General features: G+C 45.3%; 26 protein-coding genes. 1 reads left to right on the top strand and 25 read right to left on the bottom strand.

Features of this window, described 5'->3' with window-relative positions; genetic code table 11:
- Positions 1-85: 85 nt before the first annotated feature.
- Positions 86-1,018, bottom strand: coding sequence for a 50S ribosomal protein L3 N(5)-glutamine methyltransferase (prmB, locus tag AAFX28_RS12985; RefSeq protein ID WP_408688215.1), 933 nt, complete (start codon positions 1,016-1,018; stop codon positions 86-88).
- Between the two features lie 62 nt (positions 1,019-1,080).
- Between prmB and smrB the strand changes: the two genes are divergently transcribed.
- Positions 1,081-1,611, top strand: coding sequence for an endonuclease SmrB (gene smrB / locus AAFX28_RS12980; protein ID WP_053440462.1), 531 nt, complete (start codon positions 1,081-1,083; stop codon positions 1,609-1,611).
- 195 nt (positions 1,612-1,806) lie between these two features.
- Here smrB and flhB read toward each other — a convergent pair whose 3' ends face one another.
- From flhB to AAFX28_RS12860, 24 genes are all read right to left on the bottom strand, one after another.
- The gene (flhB, locus tag AAFX28_RS12975) at positions 1,807-2,937 is read right to left on the bottom strand and encodes a flagellar biosynthesis protein FlhB (RefSeq protein ID WP_408688213.1); all 1,131 of its coding nucleotides are present in this window, start codon (positions 2,935-2,937) and stop codon (positions 1,807-1,809) included.
- Between the two features lie 8 nt (positions 2,938-2,945).
- A complete protein-coding gene (gene fliR / locus AAFX28_RS12970) occupies positions 2,946-3,728 on the bottom strand; it encodes a flagellar biosynthetic protein FliR (protein WP_408688211.1) in 783 nt (260 codons plus the stop codon).
- 8 nt (positions 3,729-3,736) lie between these two features.
- Positions 3,737-4,006, bottom strand: a complete 270-nt coding sequence (gene fliQ / locus AAFX28_RS12965) for a flagellar biosynthesis protein FliQ (RefSeq protein WP_408688210.1) — start codon at positions 4,004-4,006, stop codon at positions 3,737-3,739.
- A gap of 13 nt (positions 4,007-4,019) precedes the next feature.
- Complete coding sequence (fliP, locus tag AAFX28_RS12960; protein WP_408688208.1) at positions 4,020-4,898, bottom strand: flagellar type III secretion system pore protein FliP; 879 nt, start codon at positions 4,896-4,898, stop codon at positions 4,020-4,022.
- Complete coding sequence (gene fliO / locus AAFX28_RS12955; protein ID WP_408688206.1) at positions 4,882-5,286, bottom strand: flagellar biosynthetic protein FliO; 405 nt, start codon at positions 5,284-5,286, stop codon at positions 4,882-4,884. The genes fliP and fliO overlap by 17 nt, the downstream gene beginning before the upstream one ends.
- A 13-nt stretch (positions 5,287-5,299) precedes the next feature.
- Positions 5,300-5,710 (bottom strand): flagellar motor switch protein FliN, encoded by a 411-nt coding sequence (gene fliN / locus AAFX28_RS12950; protein ID WP_004413260.1) that lies wholly within the window; start codon positions 5,708-5,710, stop codon positions 5,300-5,302.
- Positions 5,711-5,730: 20 nt separating this feature from the next.
- Positions 5,731-6,780 (bottom strand): flagellar motor switch protein FliM, encoded by a 1,050-nt coding sequence (gene fliM / locus AAFX28_RS12945; RefSeq protein ID WP_408688205.1) that lies wholly within the window; start codon positions 6,778-6,780, stop codon positions 5,731-5,733.
- Between the two features lie 7 nt (positions 6,781-6,787).
- Positions 6,788-7,285, bottom strand: a complete 498-nt coding sequence (fliL, locus tag AAFX28_RS12940; RefSeq protein WP_408688203.1) for a flagellar basal body-associated protein FliL — start codon at positions 7,283-7,285, stop codon at positions 6,788-6,790.
- Positions 7,286-7,320: 35 nt separating this feature from the next.
- Positions 7,321-9,315 carry a flagellar hook-length control protein FliK gene (locus AAFX28_RS12935; protein ID WP_408688201.1) on the bottom strand — a complete coding sequence of 665 codons (1,995 nt, stop codon included), beginning with the start codon at positions 9,313-9,315 and terminating at the stop codon, positions 7,321-7,323.
- A gap of 145 nt (positions 9,316-9,460) precedes the next feature.
- Positions 9,461-9,901 carry a flagellar export protein FliJ gene (fliJ, locus tag AAFX28_RS12930; protein ID WP_408688200.1) on the bottom strand — a complete coding sequence of 147 codons (441 nt, stop codon included), beginning with the start codon at positions 9,899-9,901 and terminating at the stop codon, positions 9,461-9,463.
- A 6-nt stretch (positions 9,902-9,907) separates the two neighbouring features.
- Complete coding sequence (fliI, locus tag AAFX28_RS12925) at positions 9,908-11,230, bottom strand: flagellar protein export ATPase FliI (RefSeq protein WP_408688199.1); 1,323 nt, start codon at positions 11,228-11,230, stop codon at positions 9,908-9,910.
- A complete protein-coding gene (fliH, locus tag AAFX28_RS12920; protein ID WP_408688197.1) occupies positions 11,230-12,030 on the bottom strand; it encodes a flagellar assembly protein FliH in 801 nt (266 codons plus the stop codon). Before fliH ends, fliI begins: the two co-directional genes overlap by 1 nt.
- Before the next feature lie 27 nt (positions 12,031-12,057).
- Positions 12,058-13,116, bottom strand: coding sequence for a flagellar motor switch protein FliG (fliG, locus tag AAFX28_RS12915; RefSeq protein WP_408688196.1), 1,059 nt, complete (start codon positions 13,114-13,116; stop codon positions 12,058-12,060).
- Positions 13,109-14,857, bottom strand: coding sequence for a flagellar basal-body MS-ring/collar protein FliF (gene fliF / locus AAFX28_RS12910; RefSeq protein WP_408688194.1), 1,749 nt, complete (start codon positions 14,855-14,857; stop codon positions 13,109-13,111). Before fliF ends, fliG begins: the two co-directional genes overlap by 8 nt.
- A 17-nt stretch (positions 14,858-14,874) precedes the next feature.
- Positions 14,875-15,186, bottom strand: a complete 312-nt coding sequence (fliE, locus tag AAFX28_RS12905) for a flagellar hook-basal body complex protein FliE (protein ID WP_408688192.1) — start codon at positions 15,184-15,186, stop codon at positions 14,875-14,877.
- Between the two features lie 98 nt (positions 15,187-15,284).
- The gene (locus AAFX28_RS12900; RefSeq protein ID WP_408688190.1) at positions 15,285-16,685 is read right to left on the bottom strand and encodes a sigma-54-dependent transcriptional regulator; all 1,401 of its coding nucleotides are present in this window, start codon (positions 16,683-16,685) and stop codon (positions 15,285-15,287) included.
- The gene (locus AAFX28_RS12895) at positions 16,685-17,746 is read right to left on the bottom strand and encodes a sensor histidine kinase (protein ID WP_408688189.1); all 1,062 of its coding nucleotides are present in this window, start codon (positions 17,744-17,746) and stop codon (positions 16,685-16,687) included. The genes AAFX28_RS12900 and AAFX28_RS12895 overlap by 1 nt, the downstream gene beginning before the upstream one ends.
- Before the next feature lie 123 nt (positions 17,747-17,869).
- Positions 17,870-19,336 (bottom strand): sigma-54 dependent transcriptional regulator, encoded by a 1,467-nt coding sequence (locus tag AAFX28_RS12890; protein ID WP_408688188.1) that lies wholly within the window; start codon positions 19,334-19,336, stop codon positions 17,870-17,872.
- Between the two features lie 274 nt (positions 19,337-19,610).
- Positions 19,611-20,021: a flagellar export chaperone FliS gene (fliS, locus tag AAFX28_RS12885; RefSeq protein WP_408688186.1), complete on the bottom strand. Its 411-nt coding sequence runs from the start codon at positions 20,019-20,021 to the stop codon at positions 19,611-19,613.
- A 15-nt stretch (positions 20,022-20,036) separates the two neighbouring features.
- Positions 20,037-20,360: a flagellar protein FliT gene (locus tag AAFX28_RS12880; protein ID WP_408688185.1), complete on the bottom strand. Its 324-nt coding sequence runs from the start codon at positions 20,358-20,360 to the stop codon at positions 20,037-20,039.
- Complete coding sequence (gene fliD / locus AAFX28_RS12875) at positions 20,347-22,368, bottom strand: flagellar filament capping protein FliD (RefSeq protein WP_408688184.1); 2,022 nt, start codon at positions 22,366-22,368, stop codon at positions 20,347-20,349. Before fliD ends, AAFX28_RS12880 begins: the two co-directional genes overlap by 14 nt.
- 19 nt (positions 22,369-22,387) lie before the next feature.
- The gene (flaG, locus tag AAFX28_RS12870) at positions 22,388-22,816 is read right to left on the bottom strand and encodes a flagellar protein FlaG (RefSeq protein WP_408688182.1); all 429 of its coding nucleotides are present in this window, start codon (positions 22,814-22,816) and stop codon (positions 22,388-22,390) included.
- A gap of 71 nt (positions 22,817-22,887) precedes the next feature.
- Positions 22,888-24,021: a flagellin gene (locus AAFX28_RS12865; protein WP_408688180.1), complete on the bottom strand. Its 1,134-nt coding sequence runs from the start codon at positions 24,019-24,021 to the stop codon at positions 22,888-22,890.
- A gap of 227 nt (positions 24,022-24,248) precedes the next feature.
- Complete coding sequence (locus AAFX28_RS12860) at positions 24,249-25,382, bottom strand: flagellin (RefSeq protein ID WP_408688179.1); 1,134 nt, start codon at positions 25,380-25,382, stop codon at positions 24,249-24,251.
- Positions 25,383-25,570: the final 188 nt, after the last annotated feature.

The raw sequence follows: 25,570 nt of genomic DNA, 5'->3' as shown, positions 1-25,570 counted from the left end.
CTTTTTAGCACGCATAAAAAACGCCAAGCTGATTGGTATGCAAATCAAGGCTTGGCGCTTTATTAAAGAACGAGCGTATTAGCGATTAGTCTTTATAGATAGAAAACTCTGCTGCGTGCTCTAGCATCTGCTCACGAGTTAACATAAATACACCGTGGCCGCCGTTTTCAAACTCAATCCAAGTAAATGGAATATGAGGATACTGCTCCATCATGTGAACCATAGAGTTACCCACTTCACAGATAAGGAAACCATTGTCAGTCAAGTAGTCTGGTGCATTGGCCAGAATACGGCGAACTAGCTTAAGGCCATCTGTACCAGCTGCTAAACCTAGTTCAGGCTCGTGCGTGAACTCATCTGGCAAGCTGTTCATGTCTTCCTCATCCACGTACGGTGGGTTAGACACGATAATGTTGTACTTCTCTTTTGGTAGATCACGGAACAGATCAGAACGGATAGGGAAAACTTGTTGTTCCATGCCATGGTCTTGAACATTTTGTTCTGCAACCTGTAGCGCGTCTGTAGAAATATCAATAGCGTCCACTTCTGCTTCTGGGAAGGCATGAGCACAAGCGATCGCGATACAGCCACTGCCTGTACACAAATCCATAATGCGTGCTGGTTCTTCAATCAACCAAGGTTGGAACTCTGCTTGAATCAGTTCACCAATTGGTGAGCGCGGCACTAGAACTCGCTCATCAACAAAAAACTCAAGGCCACAGAACCATGCTTTATTGGTTAGATACGCAGTTGGAGTACGCTCATTGATACGCTTAACAACGCGTTCAACAATACGCATGCGCTCACTTGTTGTTAGACGAGAGTTCAGTACATGTGGAGGCACATCGATTGGTAGGTATAGCGTCGGCAGGATTAATTGCACTGCTTCATCCCAAGCGTTATCCGTGCCGTGACCATAGAAAAGGTTCGCGGCATTGAAACGGCTTACCGTCCAACGAATCATATCTTGAAGCGAGTGAAGTTCTGATACTGCTTCTTCTACAAAAATCTTATCCAAAATTGCCTCCGAAAAGCGCTACAATACTGCTAATTGCATTTATACATATTAAATTTAGTCCCATGAGCAAAAAAGACACCGATATGGATGATGACTTCGCCCTTTTTAGGGATGCAGTACAAGGCGTAAAAAAGTTGTCACAGGATACCATAGTCCAGCAACCAAAAAAAAATAGTAAACAAAAAGAAATTACCCGAACTGCCCGTGAAGCAAGCGATACGGAGTTTTATTTCTCAGACGAGTTTGTGCCTCTCTTAAATGAAGAAGGACCGACTCGTTATGCGCGAGATGATGTTTCTACTTATGAAGTGAAGCGACTTCGCCGTGGTGTGTATGTACCGGATGTGTTCTTAGACATGCATGGTATGACCCAGCAAGAAGCCAAACGAGAGTTAGGTTCAATGATCGCCTACTGTATTAAAAATGAAATTTCTTGTGCCTGTGTGCAACACGGGATTGGTAAGCACATCTTAAAACAGAAAGCACCACTATGGCTGGCTCAGCATCCAGATGTGATGGCTTTTCACCAAGCACCTCTTGAATTTGGTGGGGATGGTGCCTTATTAGTGTTGCTTTCGATTCCAGAAAAGTAACCGGATCACCTTCAAGAGATTCCCTACTCACTCCTTCGTCGTTCTATGGAATGACAGCTATCAAAGCCTCGTCATCCTCAAGAGTGAGGTACGAACGAGTTGGGGATCTCTTAAAGCAAGTCCCAAACCTTTAAAGATTCCCTATTCGCTCCTTCGTCACTCTAAGGAATGACGGAGAAGCAAAGATAAGCTTCCCTACTTCCTCAATTCAGGAGGAATTGGCAACTCAGACGTCTTCAAGTTAGGACGCTGACCACCTTTCCTACGGTATTGCTTAAGCTGGAACACATAAGCCAGAATCTGAGCCACCGCGGTAAACAACCCATCAGGGATCTCTTGTTCTAGCTCTGTAGAATGGTACAGAGCACGAGCCAATGGTGGCGCTGGAATCACATAAATATCGTGCTCACGAGCAACTTCTCTAATTTTCAACGCCATATGGTCAGTACCTTTCGCTACCACAATAGGTGCTTTATCAGTGTTTTGTTTATAGCGAAGCGCGACAGAGAAGTGCTCTGGGTTGGTAACAATAACGTCGGCTTGCGGTACTTCGGCCATCATTCGACGTTGGGCTGCTTCTCGCTGAAGCATACGAATACGACCTTTAACTTCCGGCTTACCTTCAGTTTCCTTGTATTCGTCTTTGACCTCTTGCTTGGTCATTTTTAGCTGATTGGCGTGCTGCCAAATCTGAAACGGAATATCAATCGCTGCTACAATCAATAGCGTACAACTAATAAGTAAAACGAAGTTAAGCAAGATATCGAGAGCATGGAAAATGTTTTGCGGATAAACATCCATACTAAGCTGGAACAGATCCTCTCGAGCTGCACTGATCAGGTAAAACGCCATACCCGATACTAAAGCCACTTTTAATATCGACTTAATCAGCTCAACCCAGCTTTGCATTCCAACCATACGTTTTAAGCCGCTGAGTGGGTTCATCTTCGACCATTTCGGCATTGCAGCTTCAACTGAAAAGCTCACTCCACCAACACCCGCTGCACCAGCAACGGCAGCAATAAACAAGGTTACGAGTATTAGGAGTAAAGGAAGGATTAGACTGCCCATAGAGCCAATAACAATATCAAACAGCTTAACGTGGTCGAATATCTCTTCCCTGGAAAGGCTAAACAAGCGCCCCATAACGGTAAATAACGCACGCGCTAAACTCTCGCCAAACCACATCAGCGCAACGGAGCCTACCACTAGTACAGAAACTGACGCTAACTCTTTAGACCTTGCAACCTGCCCTTTTTCTCGAGCCTGTTGCAAGCGCCTGGGCGTGGCGTCTTCTGTGCGTTCTTGACCGTCTGACTCTGCCATTCAGCCTCCTAACAATCTAGCCTAATAAATTGGCAAATTTGCTGCTCACCCTGTATCCAGAATAGTTCATAGTGGTTGTACAAACCGGCGATGATATACCAACAAATCAACAAACCAACCATCAATGCAAACGCAAAACCCAAAGAGAAAATGTTTAATTGTGGTGCTGCACGGGTCATAACACCAAATGAAAGGTTGATAGTAAGCAACGCAATAATGCCAGAGAGCGACATACTTAACGCAACTTTAAACATAGTACCAAGCCATAACGCCAGCTCTCTAAAATCAACTGTAGTCAGTGAACCAGTCCCAATCGGCAGCGACTTAAAGCTCATCACCACCAGCATGATCATTTTCAAATGTCCATCAGTGGTTAAGAAGAATAACGTTGATAGGAACATGAATAACTGACCTAATAGAGGCGTATTCTGACCATTCGCTGGGTCTACCATAGAAGCGAAGCCCAAGCTCGATTGCATACCGAGGATCTGACCTAAAATAACAAAGGTTTGAATCATGAACTGAGTTACTGTGCCCATCGCGACGCCAATGATGATTTGCTCAAGCAATGTCATAAAACCAGCAAAAGAGAGCAATTCGATGGTATCTGGGACGGCGGGGATAGCAGGCATCACAGCAAAGGTGATTGCCAAACCAAGATAGAGTCGAACGCGAGTAGAAACGAAGCGAGCACCCGTTACCGACATGACCATCAACATTGCAGCGATGCGGGTATAAGGCCAAAAGTAGTTGGCTATCCAATCCAGTACTATCGTCGCCGGATATTCCATACCGCTACCTAGTAAAGAACCTGAGGCATACGCTCAATCATGCTGAAGAAAAACTCCATCAAGATTTGCGTCATCCAGTGAGCAAACAACATTAGTGCGAGTAGCGTTACGATCAAACGAGGTAAAAAACTTAGTGTTTGTTCGTTGATGGAAGTCGCCGCTTGAAAAATGGCTACCACTAAACCAATCAATAAGCTTGGAATAATGATCGCACACACCATGATAAGAACCATCCACAGTGCGTCTCTAAACAACTCGACAAACATTTCAGGAGTCATAATCTATCTCCCGTCACAAGGCAAAGCTGCCGGCCAAGGTGGACAATATCAAGTTCCAACCATCAACCAGTACAAAGAGCATCAGCTTAAACGGCAGCGATACAATCATTGGCGAAAGCATCATCATACCCATTGCCATCAATACCGATGCGACAACAAGGTCGATAACTAAGAAGGGTAAGAACAGCATGAAGCCGATTTGGAATGCAGTCTTGAGCTCAGAGGTGATAAACGCTGGGATTAGCACCGCCATGGATACGTCTTCCGGTGCGGTTGCCGTTGAGCCTGAAATATTAACGAAGGTTTCTAAGTCTTTCACCCGTGTCTGTTTGAGCATAAAGTCTTTCATCGGAACTTGGGCTAAATCAAACGCTTGGCGAGCCGAAATCTGTTCATTAATGTATGGCTGGATGGCATCATCATTAATCTTGTTTAAAACAGGTGACATGATGAAAAATGTTAAGAAGATAGCGATACCAATAATCACCTGATTCGATGGTGTTTGCTGTAGACCCATCGCCTGACGAAGAATCGACATAACTACCACAATACGGGTAAATGACGTCATCAAGATAACCATCGCAGGCAAGAAGCCGAGCATGGTCATTAGCGCCAATATCTGCAAGTTAACTGAGTAGTCTTCACTACCGTCTGGATTCGTCGTCATGGTGAATGCTGGAACACCAGATCCACCTCCCCCCACTAAACTACTCGTGGAGATGGTTTTTGCTGTCCCTTGCTCACTTTCCATCGCTGATACCGTTACCGAGTTCCCCGGAGCGGCGTTGGCTGGAACGGGTGTTGCAAGTTCCTCTTGCGCATAAGTGAGCGTAGAGAAAGCCAGGATGAAAAGCGTCAGAATGAGCGACGCAATGTTATTCGTTTTTATCATTCTTTTTTAATAGCTGAGTCAATTGATTGGCAAATGGACTCGCAGCCATCTCCTCCTGAGATAAGGGTTTATCCAGTTTTGAGATCAGTTGGATTGATTGGGCAGTGACGCCAACCAAAAATTGTTCTTCTCCGGCTTGAACGATCATAATTCGCTCTCGGTTGCCCAATGCTATCTGACGTACAACGCTTAAACCCTTTTGGTTAACCATTGCAGGCACTCGCATTCGCTTTAGCAACCAAGCCAAAAATAAAATGAAGGCAATAACGAACAAGAGCGACCCAAAAGTGGTCGCCCAGTCTAGTTGGCTACCAGGGGCGGCAGCCATCGCGGATGGTGATATTAAAGCCAGAGAATAAAGTAAGTACTCCTTAACTTTAGACGTCATACTGTACCTTACTTTATCTAAGTTTCTTAATGCGCTCTGTTTGACTGATTACATCTGTAAGACGAATACCAAACTTATCGTTGACGACAACGACTTCACCATGCGCAATCAAAGTGCCGTTAACCAATACATCGAGTGACTCACCCGCAAGGCGTTCCAACTCAACAACAGAACCTTGGTTAAGTTGTAGTAGGTTTCGAATACTAATTTGCGAACGCCCAACTTCCATTGAAATAGTAACTGGGATATCTAAAATCGTATCGAGTTTACGGCGCTCATCTTCTGAAATTGGAGAAGAAGTATCTTCTAGCTCATCAAGCTGAGCATTCATTACTTCATCAACATCAATACTTGGTGCACTTGGATCTTCACCTAATGCGGCAGCCCATTCGTCTGCCAGCTTTTGGTCGTCACTCGGTTCCATACCTGTTACCTGTTATTCTCTTAATCTTCAATTTCGCTATCGTCTTCTTCGAGTTCGGAAATCACATCTTTTCCGAGGAAGGCGATATCGGTTTTCACCACATCAGGGCGTTTAATTTTTTCTGAAACTTGAACTGCAAGATGTTCACCTGAGCGCCCCATCTTGGTTCTAAATGTCGGCAGTTCTTCGACGAACATAGTCGCATGTTCTGGCATCGTGATCGGAATGATATCGCCCGGTTGAAGCTCCATCAGATCACGTAATGAGATGTCTTGTTCCAGCAGTTCTACACGAAAATTCACCGGTACATCCATGATTTCTTCACGAAGTGCTGTACTCCAACGAACGTCTGTTTCCATTTTATCTGATTGAACACCGGCATCGAGCAATTCACGAATCGGTTCAACCATTGAATATGGCATAACAACATGGAAGTCACCGCCACCACCATCCACTTCAATGTGGAATGAACTGACAACAATCACCTCAGTAGGGCTGACAATGTTGGCCATACTTGGGTTAACTTCAGAGTCTAAGTACTCAAACTCAACCCCCATCACTGGAGACCAAGCTTCTTTGTAGTCTTCAAATACAATTTTCAGTAGCAGCTGAACAATTCGACGCTCCGTCGGGGTAAATTCACGCCCTTCGATACGTGCGTGGAATCGGCCATCACCACCAAAGAAGTTCTCTACCAAAATGAAAACCAGTCGTGCTTCCATGGTAATCAACGCAGTACCTTTCAACGGACGGAAACGCACCATGTTCAAACTGGTTGGAACGTACAAGGTATTTTGGTATTCACCAAATTTCATCATTTGTACGCCGTTGATCGATACCTCAGCGGTTTTTCGTAGCATATTAAATAAGCTGATCCGCATATGGCGGGCAAAACGCTCATTAATAAGCTCCAAGGTCGGCATTCGACCACGAACAATGCGATCTTGCGATGAAAAGTCGAACTCAACGGCACTGGCGTCTGAGGCAACAACTTCATCTTCGACATCATCGACATCATCTACCCCGTGTAAGAGAGCATCGATTTCATCTTGGCTTAATAGATCGGTCACTTGGCACCTACTGAATTACAAAATCGGTGAAGAGTACACGCTCAATAACAGGCTGACCTACCGCACGCGTTAAGCTCGCTTTAATATCATCAGTGGCTTTGTCACGTAGTTCTACACGACCATTTGCACTTCTCAGTTGGTCAACCGTCGCTGAAGCAAATGTGCTGAGTAGAGAGCTTTCAATCAATGGAGAGTGGTATCGAGCAAGGTTCTCATTATCACTGCCACGCACCATAAGCTGCACTTTAATCTGAACTAAACGATCTTTCTTATCTCCGGTCACATTGAACAAGAAAGGTTGAGGTATATTCACATACGCCACAGGGTCAGTCGGTGCGACAACTTCTTGTTGTACCGCGCTATCGGCTGCTGCTGGCTCATCAGAACCCATTAAGAAAAAGGCAGCACCACCACCGCCCGCCAATAAGACAACGACGGCGATAATGATGATCAGTAATTTGCTTTTCCCTTTCGGCGCTTCCGTTTCGACTTCTTCGACTGCCATAACTTAACGTTCTCTATTTATTTGATTTTTACAGTTTAAGCGTAATAGCTAATTCCATCACGCTTTGCAGCGACATTCAAATCAAGATTGATGTCTGCTTCAAGGTTTTCTTCGCCTTGGACACCTTGATTGCTGTTACCTTGACCATTTTGTCCTTGTCCTGCTGCAGCATAACCTTTTTGTTGCTGACCTGAGGCTTGCTGTTGCACAGAGCTATCATTCAATTGTACACCTTGCTGAGCAAGCATTTCGCGTAATCTTGGCATCGACTGCTCAATTACGTCACGAGCTTGCTGGTTTGCAACGGTAAAGTGAACAGTAGCACCATCACCATTCATATTCATACGAATCTGCATTCGACCTAACTCTGGTGGGTCCAATCGAATATCAATGTTTTTCAGGTTCTTAGACATCATCATTTGGACGCGCTCTGCCACCTGTTCACTAGCCATTTCGCGAGTGAGTTGAAGAGGGGCCTGAGCGGCGACTTGATCAGCGCGAGCCTGACTAAGCGAGTTAGTCCCCTGAGCGCCAGCTGCTTGAGACAGCTGCTGAGCAAAGCCACTTTCTTGCCCAGCTTGCTGGCCTTCACTACTTTTCGCGAGCTGTCCGATAGTACCTGCAGCTTTCGCTCCCATCGCAGCTTTAAGCAACGCTTGATCCTGTGTCATTGCGACATTGGGTGCCGCTGCAACTTGCTGCATTTGCATCGCTGCTAAATCAGCGGGTATAGCAGAAGCTGCTTGTTGTACAGACTGAGTTTGTAATGCACTTTGAGCGACTTGCGCTTGCTGGTGTCCGAGAGCTTGTTGGACTGATTGTGCCACTGCTGCTTGTTGCGCTTTTGGTGCGCCATCAAGATTAATCGCTACTTCATCCGTGGCAACATTCTCTGCCGACGCTGCCCACGGAATCGCTGCAGCAGCGACAGGAGCAGCTGCAGCCATATTAGGGTCAAGGTCGCCTTCGGTTAGAGCTTGCGAAGCAACAGTGTCACCTTGTTTAATCTGAGTTTGAGCGTCATCGTTAGAAACTTTAGCTTGAGGTGTAGTTTTGTTCGAGGTTGCCACGCTAGCTGCGACAACCGCTGCAGCACCTGCTGCGACCGCAGGTTCTGCCGCAGACCCATTCTCTAATTTTATAGCGTCATCAGATTGAGGCTGTATCAATTCTTCAGAGCTTACCTTTTGCGCTACGTGTTCAACGCTTTCTCCGGCCTCAGCGACATCTGTTGTATTTGCAGCAATCACTCCTGCGCTTGTTGCAACCGCCACTGGTGCTGTATCAGACGAGTCGGATTCTAGGGGCTGTTCAGTGCCTGAAGCTTGTTGCTGCTGAATAAATGGCGCTGCTGCTTTTGGTACAGCGACTTCTTCACCATCAGCGCTCACCACAGTTTGCGTTGAAGGTTCGGGCTTCATTGTTGAAGCCGCTTGTTGTTTACCTTCGAGTTTAACGCCCTCTAACTCATTGTCTGGTGATTGACTACTTGTCAAAGCAACGGCTTCTTTTTTAACATCACCCTGAACGATATCACTTTCTTGAGGCAACTCTTTGCCGTCTTTTGGTTTCAGCGCATTGTTGGATTCATTGAGCCGCTGAAGCACTTCATCATTTTCCGAAACAATTTTGCTCGCTGACTGCGATGTTTCTGCTTTTCCCTCAGCGTCAACCGACTTCGTTGTTGCGGCTGGCTTATCTGAGTCAGATTCACTCTCAACGGATGCTTTCTTCTCTGCTGACTCGTTTTCAGAAGCTAATAACTCGTCAGTACTTTGAGATTCCGTTGTGGTTAGTTTTGCTTCACTAACTTCAGCATCACCTTCAACAGAAACTTCACTATCCCCTTCATTTGAAACAGATTTCACGCTTTCAGTTTCACCTTCGGCTTTCCCTTCACCCTTTATCATAGCGGCAAGTTTGGAAAAGAAGCCTCCTGATTCTGACGCTTCCGTAGCGACCTCTTCTCCAGAGGCAACACTCTTTGCCACTTTTGGGCTTTCTGATACCGATGATAGATTGATATTCATAGAAGACTCACTCAATGTCGCTTAAAGGGGATTAACCTCAGAGCAAAAATGCCGGATAAATTGCATACAAGCTGATGACTATATTGCAGAACACACTGCAAAAAGTGAGCCAAGTTAGGAGCTAAAGGGGATGGGTCGTCGAGATTTAGTTGGACAAGCGTCGAGAGAATTGTAACGTCGAAAACTCGTCCATTTGTTTCTGTTCTCGCTGATGCTCCAGTCGTTCTTTTTCGGTTTTCTTCTTGTCAATCAACCATTCATAAGAGCGGCGCTGCTTGCGACTTTCTAACCAGTTTTGTTCGCAACTTTCTACTTGTCCCTTAAAGTGCTCTTCTGCCTGCTTCTGTTTAGCTAGGGTTTCGTCTAGTGTGGTTAAGAAACGATTTAAATGGGAATATTGACTAGCACTCAACCCTTGCTGACCACGGTCAACAAGTTGCTGGCAGTAGTCGAGACGATACTTTTCAATCTGCTCTAGCTGTTGATAATAACCATCCAATTCAACGCGAGCTTGATTTAGGGCCATCACCGCTTGGTTTTCGCGTTCTTTCGCTTGTTCTAGCAAAAACTCTAGTGCGTTTTCCATTGGCGATTACTCCCCGTGCAATAGACGACTTAGCATGTTGACACACATATCGTATGGCACAGTTTCTTTCATCGTCTGCTGCAAGTAAGCATCAAGCTTAGGCTTAATGGTAAATGCACCATCGATAGCAGGATCAGTACCCGGTTTATAGGCACCAATCGATACCAAATCTTGGTTTTTACGGCAGATAGAAAGAACTTGTCGAACCGCTTTCGACATCAATACATGTTCTTCGGTGGTAATTTGTGGCATCACACGGCTGACTGATTTTTCTACATCAATCGCTGGGTAGTGGCCAGCGTCCGCCATCTCACGAGATAAGACTACGTGACCATCAAGAATCGCTCGAGAAGCATCCGCAATCGGATCTTGTAGGTCATCACCTTCAGTTAGAACGGTAAAAAATGCGGTGATGGAACCTTGTTCGGGGCTACCGTTACCCGCTCGTTCAACCAGCGCAGGGAGTTTGGCAAATACTGACGGCGGATAACCTTTGGTTGCAGGAGGCTCACCAACCGAAAGCGCGATTTCACGTTGCGCTTGCGCAAAACGAGTTAATGAATCCATAAGTAACAAGACATCTAAGCCTTGATCTCGGAAATACTCAGCTATCGTTAGCGCTGTCTGACACCCTTTTAAGCGCATTAGTGGGGAAGAGTCTGCTGGAGCGGCAACAACGACAGAACGTTGACGTCCATCAACGCCTAAGATTTCTTCAATAAATTCTTTTACTTCGCGGCCACGTTCACCAATAAGGCCAACAACAACAACTTGCGCGGTGGTACCACGGGTCATCATTCCAAGCGTTACCGACTTACCAACACCTGAACCGGCAAATAGACCAATTCGTTGTCCTTTCCCCACAGTAAGAAGGCCATTGATCGCTTTAATACCCACATCAAGTGGCTCAGAGATCGGTTTTCTCGCGAGTGGATTGATAGGCTCTGCATTAAATGATGCACGCTTTTCTGTGTAGATAGGACCGAGGCCATCCAACGGGTTACCCACACCATCAATAACTCGACCAAGTAGCTCCATACCAACGGGTAGACCTACTTCTCCGGTCATTGGTGTCACTTTAGCGCCGGGTAAAATACCGGTGATTTGCTCACTCGGCATAAGGAAGAGACTGTCACCTGAAAAGCCAACAACTTCTGCTTCCATTTCACCTTGCATGGTTTCCACAGTGCACAAACTGCCAATAGGTGCTCTACAGCCTGTTGCTTCAAGTGTTAAGCCAACAACTCGCACCAGTTTACCGGAGGCAACAGGTCGACAAGTCAGCCCTTGAGATTTGTATTGGGATAAACGATCGGCAAGCGCGAGCATCACTCACCACCTTGGTGACGGTTCACTCCGCAGAAACTCTGAATGACACTGCGAATACGATCTTCCATACGGTAGTTAACACTCGATTCACCGGCTTCAATCTGCACATCACCGCGATTTAATGCCGGTTCAGAAGCCAGAGTCCAGTTTCTAAACTCCAGCTCTTCTTGACCATACGACGAGCGAATAATCTCTACGTCATCAGGATGAAGTTTAAGAGTGATTGCGTGACCTGAAATCGGCAGAGATTCAACCGATTGTTTTATCGTATCTAAGATAACTTGAGGGTTAGTTTGCACTTCAACGTGCACGACTTCTTTAACAAGCGTCAGCACCATATCCACCAGCTGTTTTTCTACTTGAGCATTCATCAGCTCTAGTGGTTGAGCAAACTGGTTGGCTAGTCCAACAAAGGTTTGTACTTGCTGCTGTATAAATTCTTGCCCAGAAGCAACGCCTTCGATTTTTCCGGCTTCTAAACCTTCTTGATGGCCTTCTGCAAGTCCCTGCTCCTTACCCTTTTCATAACCTTGTTTGAAGCCAGCTTCTTGGCCTTGATGTAAACCTTCCTGATACGCTTGTTGCTTAATCAGTTCGATTTCTTCTTCGGTTAACTCAGTCGGAGCTTCTTCTTTGGCAGGCTCTGCTACCGGCATCCAGCTAGGGTCATAGTTCATCGCCGTGTCGCGCGCTTTTTTATGGGTTTGCGCTGTATAATCAGGCATACCCCAACGCTCTGGTTTCTCAACCAGCTCATCATTATCTAGACGTAAAAAACCACGCTTGCGTTCCCCAGACATAAATACCTTTATCTCACTTTATTGCGGTTATAAGAACTCATCCGCACCACCGCCTAGCATCAATTCGCCAGAGTCAGCCATACGTCTTGCAATTGCCAGAACTTCTTTTTGAGCCGCTTCTACATCGGATACTTTAATTGGTGGCATCGCCTCTAGATCATCACGCATCATCTCAGCAGCACGCTTAGACATGTTCTTGAAGATCTTCTCACGTAGACCATCGTCAGCACCTTTAAGTGCACGTTGTAGTGCATCTTGAGGAACATCACGCAGCAACTTCTGAATACCTTGGTCGTCGACTTCGATAAGGTTCTCGAAGACAAACATAAGATCTTGAATCTGAGTTGCCATGTCTTCGTCTTGGTCGCGAATTTGCTCCATCAAGACGCCTTCGACATTGTTGTCCATGTAGTTCATGATCTCTGCCGCCGCCTTCAGGCCGCCAATCTTGGCAGCTTGTGCGCCAGCTTGACCTGCGAACTGTTTCTCCATGATTTCATTCAGCTCAGCAAGTGCGGAAGGTTGAACTTCTTCAAGGTTGGCAATACGCATCATCAAATCTAGGCGATCACGTTCAGCAAATTGAGACAGAATTTCCGCCGATTGATCAGGCTCGAGGTAAGAAAGAACAATGGTTTGAATCTGCGGGTGCTCGTTGATAATGATGCTGGCAACCTGACGAGGGTCCATCCATTTCAACGAGTCTAGGCCTTTCGATCCTGTACCCAGTAGGATTTGGTCAACAAGGTTATTGGCTTTGTCTTCACCTAACGCTGCAACTAGTGCATTACGCATGAAGTCTTCGCTGCCCATACCGATGTTGGTGTATTTCTGAATGTCTTCCAAAAAAGCACGATGCACAGCACCGACTTTATCTTGACTTAAGTCGGCAGCGCGCGCCATGGCACTACCCACCCGTTGAACTTGTTTTGGTTCTAGATGACGAATAATACCAGCAGCATCTTCCTCATTAAGACTGAGTAAAAGGATCGCCGCACGCTCTTCGCCCGGAATACTTGCTATATCCACGGTGTTTTCTACTACCTCACCACCGCCCTCTTCCTGTGGAACTATTTCGTTAGGCATCCTGCATCCAATTCTTAACTACTTGCGCTGCTAGTTCTGGTTCGTTAGCCACTAGAGCTCGAACCGCTTTCAGCACATCTTCATCTTTATGTAAGTTAGGTAAGTCGATACTCGAACCGAACTCAAATAACTCACCACCATCTAAATCGCCGCCAATTAAGCTTGTCTCGCCATCCGCACCGATTGGCATACCATCTGGGCCGTATAGTTGGTCATCATCTTCGTCAGAAGCTGGGTTGAGCAGTTTCTTCATCGCAGGTCGTACTAGGACAAGTACTACAACAATGATGACTAGCGCACTTGCAAACCAACGAATCCAATCATTGAAGTTCGGATGTTCCCAAATCGGCACATCTGCAATCACTTCTGTTTCAGGAATTGCAAACTGCATACTCAGAACGTTGAGTAAGTCTCCACGTGCTTCGCTAAAGCCAACCGTACCAATCAGTAGTTGCTTAATTGAGTTTAGCTCAGCTTCTGAAAGTGGTTGATACGTCGTTTCACCTGTATCAGGATTAACGACTGCACGATTTTTAACTGCAACCGCGACCGTTTGACGATTAACCACACCCGTTTGACGACGCTCATGACTGATTGTGGTATCTAATTCGAAGTTACGTGTCGCTTCTTTATGGACAGAACCTTGACCAAGTACTGAGCCATCTTTCATTTGAGCAACATCTTGAGGAATAGACGCATCCGCTGGCGGTTGGTTGCTTAACGCCCCCGGAACACCGGCAACAACACTACCGTTGTTATAGTCTTCCAAAGTGTATTCGCTTCGTGTCGCTGGCGTATTAGGGTCAAAGCTCTTACGCGTCTGCTCTACTGCACTGAAGTCGAGTTGAATATCAACTTGAGCGGTGTAGTTGCCGAACCCTAGAATTGGGATAAGTACAGAGTCGATTTTTTCACGTAACGCTTGCTCTTGTTTTCGTTCAAGCTCGTGCTCTTTACGACGAGCAGAAGACGCAGCATCTTGTGTGCCCGAGCTTAGTAAGCGACCATGTTGGTCAGTTACCGTAATTCGATTTGGTTTCATGCCAGGTACGGCGCTCGACACCATATCAACAACAGAGTCGACTTCTTCTTGCTTTAAATTTGTCCCAGTTTTCAGAGTCAAAAATACCGAAGCAGAGGCCTCTTGATTGTGGCGCACAAACACACTTTGTTTCGGTAATGCCAGAAGAACGCGAGCTTTACGCACCTGCTTCATTTCTTCGATAGCTTTCGAAAGTTGGCGCTCACGGCTTAGCTTCAGACGCTCTTGCTCTAATCGCTGAGAGACACCAAATCCCATATCTTGCAATAGAATGTCATCACCAGCCTGCTTCTCGTTATTGAGGCCAGCACGAACCATATCCAGTTTAAGTGTGTTGTATTCACTTGCTGGTACTAGGATAGTGTTGCCATCAAGGGTGTAGTCGAGTTTTTGCTGATCAAGATAATCAAGGATTGGAATAAGCTCTTCTGTCTCATACGCACCAAGCGGGCGCATTTCAGGTTCTTTAACCCAAAAGAACAGCATTACAATCAACGCAACACAGATAGAAATAGAAAGGACAAGTACAACTTGACGCAGAAGGTCGAGATCCCCAACTGCCATGTCAAATTTAGAGCTGCTTTTCTCATCCAGATCTGGGTTTTGTACCCCAGAATCGAGATCGGTCGTTGATAGCATTGTGCTATCAGCGCCACTATCAGAAACAGTCAGGTCGGTTGATTGATTTTGCTCTGCCACAGACTTTACCTACAAACTTAAACTGGCATGTTCATCAATTCTTTGTACGACTCGACGAGTTTATTTCGTACTTGAATTGTTGCTTCGAAAGCGACACTAGACTTGTTTCTAGCGATCATAACATCAGAAAGTGAGACATCAGCATCACCGCGGTCAAAGCGCATTTGTAGATTGCTCGATGTTTTTGAAAGGCTGTTGACGTTATTGATAGCATTGTTGAGCAACTGACCAAAGTCAGCACCAACTGTTTGACCAGTTGCAGCAGGTTTAGTCCCGCCAGCCTCAAACATCATGGCTTGCATTTCGCTTTGAAATCCGTCAATTCTCATCAAAACCTCAGTAGTCAACTCTTTGACTTAAATTAGTGCTAGATTAATGACGCTGCAATCCTCATGCCACGTCATTAAAGAGTGAGAAAAATAACACGTTAGTTAGGAATATCAATCCCAGCATCACGCATTTTTGCTAACTTGTAGCGCAAAGTTCTTGGACTAATGCCTAATTTTTCAGCCATTTCCTTACGACGTCCATTACACTCTTCAAGAGTTTCAAGAATGATTGCGTATTCTTGGTCTCGCAGTTCACCGCCCAAACCCGAACCTGCTGTTAAGTTTTTACTCGCTTCAACGACTGGTTTAATGTCAGGAGTAATACCCTCTCCACTTTCAACCGCCACTTGTAGGCTTGATGCATCTTGCCAATCAAGCCCTTCGAGCAGAATGTGTTCTGCGTCGATATTGTTGTTTTCGCTCAATATCAATGCACGTTGGATAACGTTATCAAGTTCACGTACGTTGCCTGGCCATGGGTAAGCCAATAACTTAGCTACGGCTTGATCCGATACATTTGGGACAGGCATACCCAGTTTTTGGCAGTGTCGCTCAACGAGGTGCTTTGCCAATGGCTCGATATCTCCTTGGCGCTCTGATAATGCTGGCCAAGCAATTGGGAATACGTTCAAACGGTAGTATAAATCTTCACGGAAGTTACCTTCTTGAACATACTGTTTGAGGTCACGGTTACTGGTCGCGAGCACGCGGACATCTAGTTTAATGCTTTTACGACTACCAAGACGCTCAACTTCTCTCTCTTGCAGAACGCGCAGTAGTTTCGCCTGAAGGCTTAAGTCCATTTCGCTGATTTCATCAAGTAGGATTGTGCCACCTTGCGCTTGCTCGAACTTTCCTGGACACGCTTGAACCGCGCCAGTGAATGCCCCTTTCTCGTAGCCAAATAAAGTGGCTTCTAGCATATTGTCCGGAATCGCTGCACAGTTGATCGCGACAAACGGACCATCTTTACGGTTTGAAGCGTTGTGGATGTAACGAGACATCACTTCTTTACCAGAACCACTTGGCCCTAACACCATGACGCTTGCATCGGTTTTCGCTACTTTGTCGGCTAACGCGAGTAATTTGATGCTCTTCTCATCCGCTACAACTGCATCGCCGTTATCGTCTGACTTTACCGGTGCATAGCGACTTACCATGTTTAGCAGCACTTCTGGAGCAAATGGCTTCGCCATGTAATCAATCGCACCATCTTTCATGGCAGAGACAGCATCTTCAATGTTGGCATAAGCCGTCATCAGCAAAACTGGTAAATTTGGCCAATGTTGTTTGATGTTTCGAAGTAACGCTAAGCCGCCCATGCCTGCCATTTGCACATCGGAAACAACAATATCAACGTTATTTGATTTGAGTTTGACCAAGGCATCTTCGGCACTGTCCGCTTCCAACCATTCGTAACCAGCTAGAGCGAGAGTGTCGACTAATGCTTCGCGTAGACCTTCATCATCTTCTACGATTAATACCTTACTTTGAGCCATTATCTTTCTCCAGTCATAGCTTCTTGGTCAGTTTGAGGAATGCGTTCCAACGGAATACACATGGTAAAACATGCGCCGTCACCCTCTTCTGAAATCAGTTCCAATCTTCCGTCATGTGCTCGGCACACCATTTGAACCACCGCTAAACCAAGGCCAGTACCTTGAGAGCGAGTTGTGAAGAAAGGTTCCATAATTTTGTTTTGCAGCTCTTTAGGCACGCCTGGCCCGCTGTCTTGAACTGAAATTTTCAACTCACCATTCACAGGTCTAAAGAATACGTCTACTTGAGACTCTTTGCCTGCGATTTGAATTGCGTTCATTACTAGGTTACTTAACGCAGAGGCAATAGCATTGGCATTGCCTAGTAACTGTGTATGTTCTTCTTCTACTTCTAAAAAGTAATCGATCTGATTGTTTTTAAGCGCCGTTTCGACCATTGGTGAGAACTCTGCCACCAAGTCTGAAATCGTAAATGGCTTCACGACCTTGTTATCACCACCTTTAGCAAAAAGCAGCATGTCATTCACTTGCTTTTCTAAGTCATGCAATCGATCCATCAGCTTATTTTGAAAACGATCTTTTGTCGCTGGCGGTAGATTCGGTGCACCTAGATTCGACGCATACAACATCGCACTAGAGAGCGGTGTTCTTACTTGGTGCGCAAGTGACGCGACCATTCTCCCCAATGAAGAAAGGCGTTGAAGGTCGCTGATTCGAGACTGAAGTAAACGAGTTTCCGTCAAATCCGTGATTAAGATAAGCTGACCTGTGGTCGAAGCCGAAATCGCTAAACGTACTTTGCGGCCATTTCTGAGGGAAATTTCGTGACCATCATCTTCTCGGGGCGCGAACGCTTGTTGAATCACTTCGAACCATTTTTCACCGACAAGAGAAATTTCTAACAAACGCTGAGCTTCAGGGTTGGCTTCTTGAACAACCCCTTGAGTATCAAGCAGAATCACACCAGCAGGCATAACATCGAGCACTTGCTGATAACGTTCGACTTGTTGTTCTAAAGTACCTAGCGGCATTGGGTTATCAGCCTGTGATGTTGAATGCATGACGTATTTCTACCTTAAAAACTACAATAGCCTGTCATGCAATAAGCAAGCCAGGCTATTTTACAATACTTTCAACAAGTTACCATTAAGTCGAAAATTTGACAGTCAAATTTTCGGCCAATACTAACGCTGCAAATTGTATTTTCTCATCTTCTCAACCAGCGTGGTACGACGCATACCTAGCATGTCAGCAGCTCGGGCGACTACTCCACCTTGTGCTTCTAGTGCTTGATTAATCATATTCACTTCAAGCTCAGCCAGCATCTCTTTTAAGTTCACCCCTTCAGGCGGGAGGCTTTGAGGCGCATTGTCATGATCTTGGAAAAAATCCGTCGACTCTAAGCTGAAATCTTCAGAAAACAGATCTTGTAAAGCATCTCGTTCTTGCTCTTCAACCGAATCTACACTGTTGTACTCTGGCTGGAATTCAGGAATATCACTGTATCGGTACTTAGTTGGCAGGTGGTTTACATCAACCAAACTGTTTGGATAGAGGATGATCATACGTTCGACTAAATTCGCCAGTTCACGTACGTTGCCTGGCCAATCATGCTCTGTTAAAGAGTTAATAGAACGAGGAGTAAAGCAGATTGGCTGTGCACCTTCTGACTCCATTCGAGTCATCAGCTCTTGCAGCAATAGAGGTATATCTTCTCTGCGATCACGTAATGCTGGCATCTCTATCGGGAATACGTTTAAACGGTAGTACAAGTCTTCACGGAACGACTCGTCATCGATCATGCCTTCTAGATTACGGTGCGTTGCAGCAATAACACGCACGTTTACACGTATTGTTGTATTACCACCGACTCGTTCGAAGCTACGCTCTTGAAGTACACGAAGAAGCTTCACCTGCATAGGCATTGGCATATCACCAATTTCATCTAGAAACAGAGTGCCGCCTTCAGCAAGCTCAAAACGCCCTTTGCGCGCAGTAATTGCACCTGTAAAGGCCCCTTTCTCATGACCAAACAACTCACTTTCTAACAAGTCAGGCGGGATCGCCCCACAGTTAATAGGGACAAATGGGCCTGTACGGCGCGCTGAATGATAATGAATGTTTCGTGCAACAACTTCTTTACCTGTTCCCGATTCACCGAGAATAAGAACATTGGCTTCTGTACCTGATACTTGTTCGATCAGGTGTCGCACCTCTTTGATTCCCATACTTTGACCAACCAAACTACGGAACAAGGTGTTTTTACGTGAAGAAGAAGGAACATTTACCCCTTTACGACCTAGAAAATCTTTACAGTGACGTAAGGCTTCGCTGAGCTGAGGGTAATTCAAAGGGAACTCCAGCTCACCAACATAATGTGTTAGCTCTTCGACTGGATAAGAATGCTTCCCGGCAATTAATAGCGGAATATGATTGGCTTGAGATAATTTTTCACTCAGCTTGGCCGACAGGTTACCACTGTCCAGAGAACCCAAAATACAGCCAGCCCAAACCTGCGACCAATCGAGATCGTCAAGTTGATCAGAGCTGATCGCCTCACATTGTTCCCCAACAAATTCTAAAATATTACTAAGATTGATACGCGCTTGAGCGTCGTCCTCAATCACAAGTAGCTTTGCTAAACCCTGCATAGGTGAGATTGTTTGCCTTTTCTTTTTAATACGGAGTGGCTGGATAAAGTTGCTAACGATACAGATAACTATAGTTTAGTTAACACGCTAGACAATATATAAATTTCAGCAACAAAAAAAGCCACTAGGCTATATGTGGCTTTCTATTCTATTTTAAAAAAAAATAAAGGCAACCAAGCAATTACTTGATGTGATGTTAAGCCAAAGCTGGCTAAAGCATTATTCGGAAAATACTTACATCGATCTCAGAATTATCAAAAGACTATTGATGAATTTATAAACCAACATCCGTCGCTGTCAGGTTGTGATATTCGTTTGGAATTTGATCCCAAGCTGACTTAATTTCACGAATAATGTCGATAACATCGTCAATTGGCTGCGGATTGTTCTGGTGATTCGCTTCAGTAATCTGAGTGATCATGAACTCATATAGTTGGTCTAGATTCGAAGCAATATCACCACCGTCATCCATTGAAAGACAGCTGCGCAGACTAATAATAATATCTAACGCTTTACCAAGGCGCTCACCTTTCATCGGGATGTTGCCAGCTTGCATTGCCGCCTTACCCTGAATCAATCGCTCAATTGCGCCTGCCATCAACATTTGGACGATCTTATGTGGGGAGGCCGCACTTAGTTGGCTATCAACTGATACCTTCTTGTAAGCCTGTAATGAACCACGCATGATAACCCTCTTAATCTATAAAAACTTTTGATACTGCTGAACAGAACGCTTGCCATGGCGATACTTCTTTAACGCCATTGCTAATTCAGCGGTTTTACTCTGCATCAATTCTACAACAGTTTGAGTGTTTTTGACCGCATCTTGCCACTGTTGCTCGTGCTTAAGCTCTGGATGCAAATGAATCGCTTCCAATAACTTTTGCAAAATCTGTTCCCTTGTATCGACAAACTGACCGATTTCTTCAGCACTTATTTCTTCAAATGAAAGAGTTTCACAGATTTTGTGATCTAAATCTCTCAAATGAGCGATGTTAGCGTCGAAGTCACTATCCAAGGGCATTCATCATCCCTGCTAATTGAGACTGCATTTTGCTTGTTGCATCCTGCATCGCCGAAAACTTGGCGTGAGTACGCTTCTCTAAGTTATCCATACGGCGGTCCAATGCCGCCTGATCATCAGCAATTCGATAATTACGTTCGACGAGGCTACGTTCACGACTTCTGATTGATCCAGTCACGCCTGTCAAACCTTGAATCGCGTCTTCAACCTTCTTAGCAAAGCCTTGGTTGCCACCGAAGAAGTCTTCTAACTTGTTAAAGTTATTGTTGAGTTGGCGATCGAGCATCTCATAGTTGATTTCAAGATTACCCTGCCTTGTGGTGGTAATACCAAATTCAGTCAAGGTTTTAAGGTCTTCTGGTGCAGGCTCTACGCGAGAGGAGAACACCGCTTTTAGCCTTGAGTCAGCACTGCGGACAATGCTGTCTCCTGAAAGTGGTCCTGCCATTCCAGTTCTTGGATCAACACCGCCTAGCTCTTTTGATACTTGATAAAACTGGTTATAAGCGGCGACGAACTGTTCAATGTCTTCTCTTACACCTTGTCGATCGTACTCAATATCAATTTCAGACGCTGGCTGACCCTTCTCTGTACGCCCTTTAAGCGTCAGGTCAACGCCATCAATCGCGTCTTCAATAATATTGTTGTCACTAGATAATTGAGCAACACCATCAAGCATCACCTTGGCATCTTGTGCAGATTGCACTTCTGTCATACCACGGTAAGTATCAAAAGACTGCTGCGCAGCGTCCAAGTCAGCTTGTGCTTTGTCTAAGCGTTCAAGATACTCACGCTCATCTTTAGGGAGATTAGCACGCTCGAGCTCTTTCGCCTGTTCTGGGGTTAATTCACCAGAAGCAACACGGCTTTGCAATGCCGCTTTCTGATCGACAAAGCCCTGTTCAATGCGCGCCTTTTCTGCGTCAAGTTTTGCTTGCGCTTCTTTTGGCGTGACATAGGAGTCCGTAAGTGTACCTGAAGCACTATTTGACCAGCCCGGTATGTCTGGCATTTTTTCTTTAGCTTTTGCATCTAGCTGTGGTTCTGGCTCCCAGTAAGAATCAAGCAGTGTGCCTGATGCTGTTGGACTCCACCCAGGGATGCGTTCTTCAGGTTTTAAGTATTTGTTTGCATCAATACCAGCTTGAGCAGCCGCTGAAGTTGCTCCATTAGACATTTCATTGCCAGGAGTCGCCTCTTTTGCTGCGTTAGGATCGGCACTTATTGCCGCTTGCTTAGATGCATCGGCAATCTCTTGGTCTACAACTTTTGCCGCTTCGATGTTTCTTTGCGCGATTTTGTCGGCAATCAGTTGCTCCGCTGGATTAAGAGGGGAAAGTAATTCTTGAGCGGTCGCTCTGGCACGTTCGAGATCTTTAACACGTTGCTCGAGCGTTTTGTATTCAAGTTGCTTAAGAGTGTCACCTGGCTGCGCTTCAACGGTCATTGAAATGTCGTTTTCTTGGCCAGATTTATTGGATGCCACAATTAAACGAGGCCCCGCCGTATCGTTGATTACAGCGGCTCGTACACCAGGATTAGATTTACTGCCATTGATACCACGAACGATATCAAGCAAATTTGAGTTTTGTTGGACGTCAATGGAGAACTTTTTGTCTCCTAATGAAACCTGCAGCTTACCCGGACCAAACTTCGCGTCTTCAGGTAAAACATCTGACGCAATTTTGTGGCTTTGGGCAAGCTGCAACACATCGATCGCATAGCGACCAGCGATAGCTTCAGTGGTTGCAGTTGCTGATACAACAGCTTCATCCGTTGATTCCACTGTTCTTGAGGCAAAAGCTTTCTCTTGACGAAAGCTCGCCATCAAGTTTTTCATCGTATCCAGCGACTCTCTGAGTCGACCATAGGCACTGATACTGGAATCAATCTTGGTCTGCTCATTGTCGATACGTTGCTGCTTAGGTACACGCTCCGCATCTACAATTTTGCTGACCATGGAATTGATATCCATGCCAGAATTCATGCCTACTGGGCCAAAACTCATTCACTCACCTCAAGTATGGTTACACCGCCTGATTGATAAGCCCCGATGAATAACGGGCCGTTTGCTCTCTCAGTCGACGTAAGATCTCCAACATTTCCTCATCTGGAATCTGACGAATAATATCACCAGTGTCCGCTTCATATATCGTTACAACATCTCTACCGGATTCTTCATCCACCCGGAAGGATAAGCCTTTATTGATTGAAGAAATAAAATTATTCATCTCTTCGACAATGCGCTCTCTCTCAGCTCGATTGAGCTTTTCTCGCTCTTTTGAAGCTTCGATTGCTCTTTCAACCGATTGAGTCGCTTGTTCACTTACCTTCGCTGTAGAAACTTGCTCCTTTTGCGAGGAAACTTGCTGTACACCATCATACTTGGAAGCAATTTTTGTGCCACTTTCTGAACCATAAGGCTGGACGTTCGATGTGTAGGATGATATTTCCATAACGATCTCCCTTCCACCTTAGCAGGTCACAACATAATGTTGCACCAATAAGCTCCTATCGAACCTATCGATTAACCTAGTAAGCTAAGTGCTGCCGACGGAGACTGCTTCGCCTGTGCCAGAATAGAGGTACTCGCTTGTTGAAGGATCTGAGACTTAGTCATCGCAGTAGTTTCCTTCGCATAGTCTGTATCAACGATTCGACTACGAGATGCATTCACATTCTCGTTGATGTTGTCTAAGTTGCTGATCGCATGACCAAAACGGTTTTGGAATGCACCTAATTCAGCACGTTGGCTATCTACAGTTTTCAATGCGCCATCGATCACAGATACCGCTAGCTGAGATCCTGCAACCGTAGTTACATCAACATCAGCAACAGTACGATCTTCTGCAGCACCAAAACCAATTTCACCACCTAAACCGCCACCGATGGTAACATCTGTAGCGACTTTATTTGATGCTGCAAAAAGCTGTAGTTTACCCTCTTCACCTACAGACGCTTTCACATCTTCACTTTGACCATTAATGTACGTTGCAAGCTGCTCCATATCGTCGCCAGCTTTTGCATTTATTGTGAGCGTTTTAGCTTCACCATGTACATCAGTATAGTCCAGTGTAAGATCTGTTGCCCCTGCTGCTACAGTCCAATCGGCAGCTTTACCAGCAGTTGCGATATACGCTTTACCACCCATATTCATGGTATCAGAACGCATGTTACCGATACCTAGCTGTACAGCTTCACCAGAACTTGCACCAATTTGGAAAGACTTGTCACCGAATGTACCGTTTAGCAGTTTATTACCACCAAATGAAGTCGTTTCAGCAATACGATTTAACTCGTCATTTAGTGCTGTTACTTCTTCTTGGATAGCAATACGTTCGCCACGGGAGTTTGAGCCGTTTGAAGATTGAAGAGCCAAATCACGCATACGTTGAAGTATGTTGGTAGTCTCATTCATCGCACCTTCAGCGGTTTGAGCAATAGAGATACCGTCATTGGCATTTTTTACAGCCATGTCTAGGCCACGGCTTTGTGAGTTTAAGCGGTTGGAAATTTGCAAACCAGCAGCGTCATCTCGAGCACTGTTGATTTTATAACCTGAAGATAAACGCTCCATCGATTTCTGCATGCCGTCAGCAGCACCGTTTAGGTAACGCTGTGCGGTCATTGCAGACACGTTCGTGTTTACATTAATTGCCATATTTGATCTCCTTCGGCATTAAGGGCGATGTGCCTCAGTGTCTCTCACCTCACTTTGGCACATCTCATTTCTCTCAATCCTTTAACGGCGAGCTAAAAAATACCTTTAGAAAAAAATTAAATTATTTCTGATTTTTCTTTATCAAGGATATGAAATGTGATGAAGATCATTTATTTAGGCCAAACAAAAAATCCAGCCGAAGCTGGATTTTTTATCGTTTGGTTTGCTTAGCCAAGTAAACCTAGTGCCGAGTTCGGCGCTTGCTTCGCTTGAGCAAGGATAGAGCTTGAAGCTTGAGAAAGAATTTGCGACTTAGTTAGTGCAGTTGTTTCTTTCGCAAAGTCAGTGTCTTTAATACGGCTCTTAGATGCATTCACGTTTTCGTTGATGTTATCTAAGTTATTGATAGCGTGGTTGAAGCGGTTCTGGAATGCACCCAGCTCTGCACGGTGGCTATCTACATTTTTAAGTGCAGCATCAACGATTGCAACTGACTCTTGTGCACCACCAACAGATGTTACGTCGATAGTATCAACAGTTACCGCTTTTGCTGCGCCCATTGCAAGTTCACCTGCTAGACCACCAGAGAAAGCTACACCGCCATCAACCTTATCTGAACCAGCAAACACTTGCAGTTGGCCATCTTCGTTTACAGATGCTTTAACTAAGTCAGTTTGACCATTGATGTACGTCGCTAGCTCTTCGATGTCATCGCCTTCTTTCGCGTTAATAGTGATAGTTTGAGCAACACCATCTACGTCATTTAGGTTAATAGTTAAATCGTTCGCACCTGCAGCTACTGTCCAGTTCGCGTCTTTTCCGTTTGCAGCTTGGAAGCTTTGGCCACCCATCTTAGCGTCATCAGAGCGCATGTTGTTTAGTGATAGCATTACTGCTTCACCGTTGTCTGCACCGATCTGCATTGATTTAGTGCCGAACGTACCATTAAGTAGCTTGTTACCACCGAATGAAGTTGTTTCAGCGATACGGTTTAGTTCGTCGTTTAGCGCTGTTACTTCTTCTTGGATAGCAACACGTTCAGATTTAGAGTTAGAACCGTTCGCAGACTGTAGCGATAGGTCACGCATACGTTGCAGGATGTTTGTAGTCTCATTCATCGCACCTTCAGCAGTCTGAGCGATAGAGATACCGTCGTTCGCGTTACGTACAGCAACGTCTAGACCACGGCTTTGTACGTTTAAGCGGTTAGAGATTTGAAGACCCGCTGCATCGTCTTTAGCGCTGTTGATCTTAGAACCAGATGACAAACGCTCCATTGAAGTTTGTTGAGCATTGTTAGCGCTGTTTAGGTAACGCTGTGCTGTCATTGCTGATACGTTTGTATTTACATTCACTGCCATGGTGATTTCTCCGTTTGATTTTCCGATGTTTCCGGTTTCCGACGTCTCGGAAAACCAAAGTAGTTCTCTCAAAAGTTACATTTATTAACGGCGCGATTTCGAAAACCTTGAGTATTTTTTTAAGTTTTTTTTGAAAAAAGTTCTGTTGGTGAGAAAAGCGTGATTAAACGTCAATAAAGCTATTTTTT

This window comes from Vibrio sp. TBV020, from assembly GCF_046056895.1.
Classification (GTDB): domain Bacteria; phylum Pseudomonadota; class Gammaproteobacteria; order Enterobacterales; family Vibrionaceae; genus Vibrio.
This window is presented reverse-complemented; position numbering and strand designations above follow the sequence as displayed.

Excerpts from the sequence above, each read along its gene's own strand:
- AAFX28_RS12935 (WP_408688201.1), bottom strand. The coding sequence starts at position 9,315 with ATGAATATCAATCTATCATCGGTATCAGAAAGCCCAAAAGTGGCAAAG.
- fliN (WP_004413260.1), bottom strand. The coding sequence starts at position 5,710 with ATGGAACCGAGTGACGACCAAAAGCTGGCAGACGAATGGGCTGCCGCA.
- fliL (WP_408688203.1), bottom strand. The coding sequence starts at position 7,285 with ATGGCAGTCGAAGAAGTCGAAACGGAAGCGCCGAAAGGGAAAAGCAAA.
- smrB (WP_053440462.1), top strand. The coding sequence starts at position 1,081 with ATGAGCAAAAAAGACACCGATATGGATGATGACTTCGCCCTTTTTAGG.
- fliH (WP_408688197.1), bottom strand. The coding sequence starts at position 12,030 with ATGTCTGGGGAACGCAAGCGTGGTTTTTTACGTCTAGATAATGATGAG.
- AAFX28_RS12890 (WP_408688188.1), bottom strand. The coding sequence starts at position 19,336 with ATGCAGGGTTTAGCAAAGCTACTTGTGATTGAGGACGACGCTCAAGCG.
- fliQ (WP_408688210.1), bottom strand. The coding sequence starts at position 4,006 with ATGACTCCTGAAATGTTTGTCGAGTTGTTTAGAGACGCACTGTGGATG.
- AAFX28_RS12865 (WP_408688180.1), bottom strand. The coding sequence starts at position 24,021 with ATGGCAATTAATGTAAACACGAACGTGTCTGCAATGACCGCACAGCGT.
- AAFX28_RS12860 (WP_408688179.1), bottom strand. The coding sequence starts at position 25,382 with ATGGCAGTGAATGTAAATACAAACGTATCAGCAATGACAGCACAGCGT.
- fliG (WP_408688196.1), bottom strand. The coding sequence starts at position 13,116 with ATGCCTAACGAAATAGTTCCACAGGAAGAGGGCGGTGGTGAGGTAGTA.
- fliJ (WP_408688200.1), bottom strand. The coding sequence starts at position 9,901 with ATGGAAAACGCACTAGAGTTTTTGCTAGAACAAGCGAAAGAACGCGAA.
- fliD (WP_408688184.1), bottom strand. The coding sequence starts at position 22,368 with ATGAGTTTTGGCCCAGTAGGCATGAATTCTGGCATGGATATCAATTCC.
- AAFX28_RS12880 (WP_408688185.1), bottom strand. The coding sequence starts at position 20,360 with ATGCCCTTGGATAGTGACTTCGACGCTAACATCGCTCATTTGAGAGAT.
- fliS (WP_408688186.1), bottom strand. The coding sequence starts at position 20,021 with ATGCGTGGTTCATTACAGGCTTACAAGAAGGTATCAGTTGATAGCCAA.
- fliE (WP_408688192.1), bottom strand. The coding sequence starts at position 15,186 with ATGAGAATTGACGGATTTCAAAGCGAAATGCAAGCCATGATGTTTGAG.
- flaG (WP_408688182.1), bottom strand. The coding sequence starts at position 22,816 with ATGGAAATATCATCCTACACATCGAACGTCCAGCCTTATGGTTCAGAA.
- flhB (WP_408688213.1), bottom strand. The coding sequence starts at position 2,937 with ATGGCAGAGTCAGACGGTCAAGAACGCACAGAAGACGCCACGCCCAGG.
- fliI (WP_408688199.1), bottom strand. The coding sequence starts at position 11,230 with ATGCTCGCGCTTGCCGATCGTTTATCCCAATACAAATCTCAAGGGCTG.
- AAFX28_RS12900 (WP_408688190.1), bottom strand. The coding sequence starts at position 16,685 with ATGGCTCAAAGTAAGGTATTAATCGTAGAAGATGATGAAGGTCTACGC.
- AAFX28_RS12895 (WP_408688189.1), bottom strand. The coding sequence starts at position 17,746 with ATGCATTCAACATCACAGGCTGATAACCCAATGCCGCTAGGTACTTTA.
- fliP (WP_408688208.1), bottom strand. The coding sequence starts at position 4,898 with ATGATAAAAACGAATAACATTGCGTCGCTCATTCTGACGCTTTTCATC.
- fliO (WP_408688206.1), bottom strand. The coding sequence starts at position 5,286 with ATGACGTCTAAAGTTAAGGAGTACTTACTTTATTCTCTGGCTTTAATA.
- fliR (WP_408688211.1), bottom strand. The coding sequence starts at position 3,728 with ATGGAATATCCGGCGACGATAGTACTGGATTGGATAGCCAACTACTTT.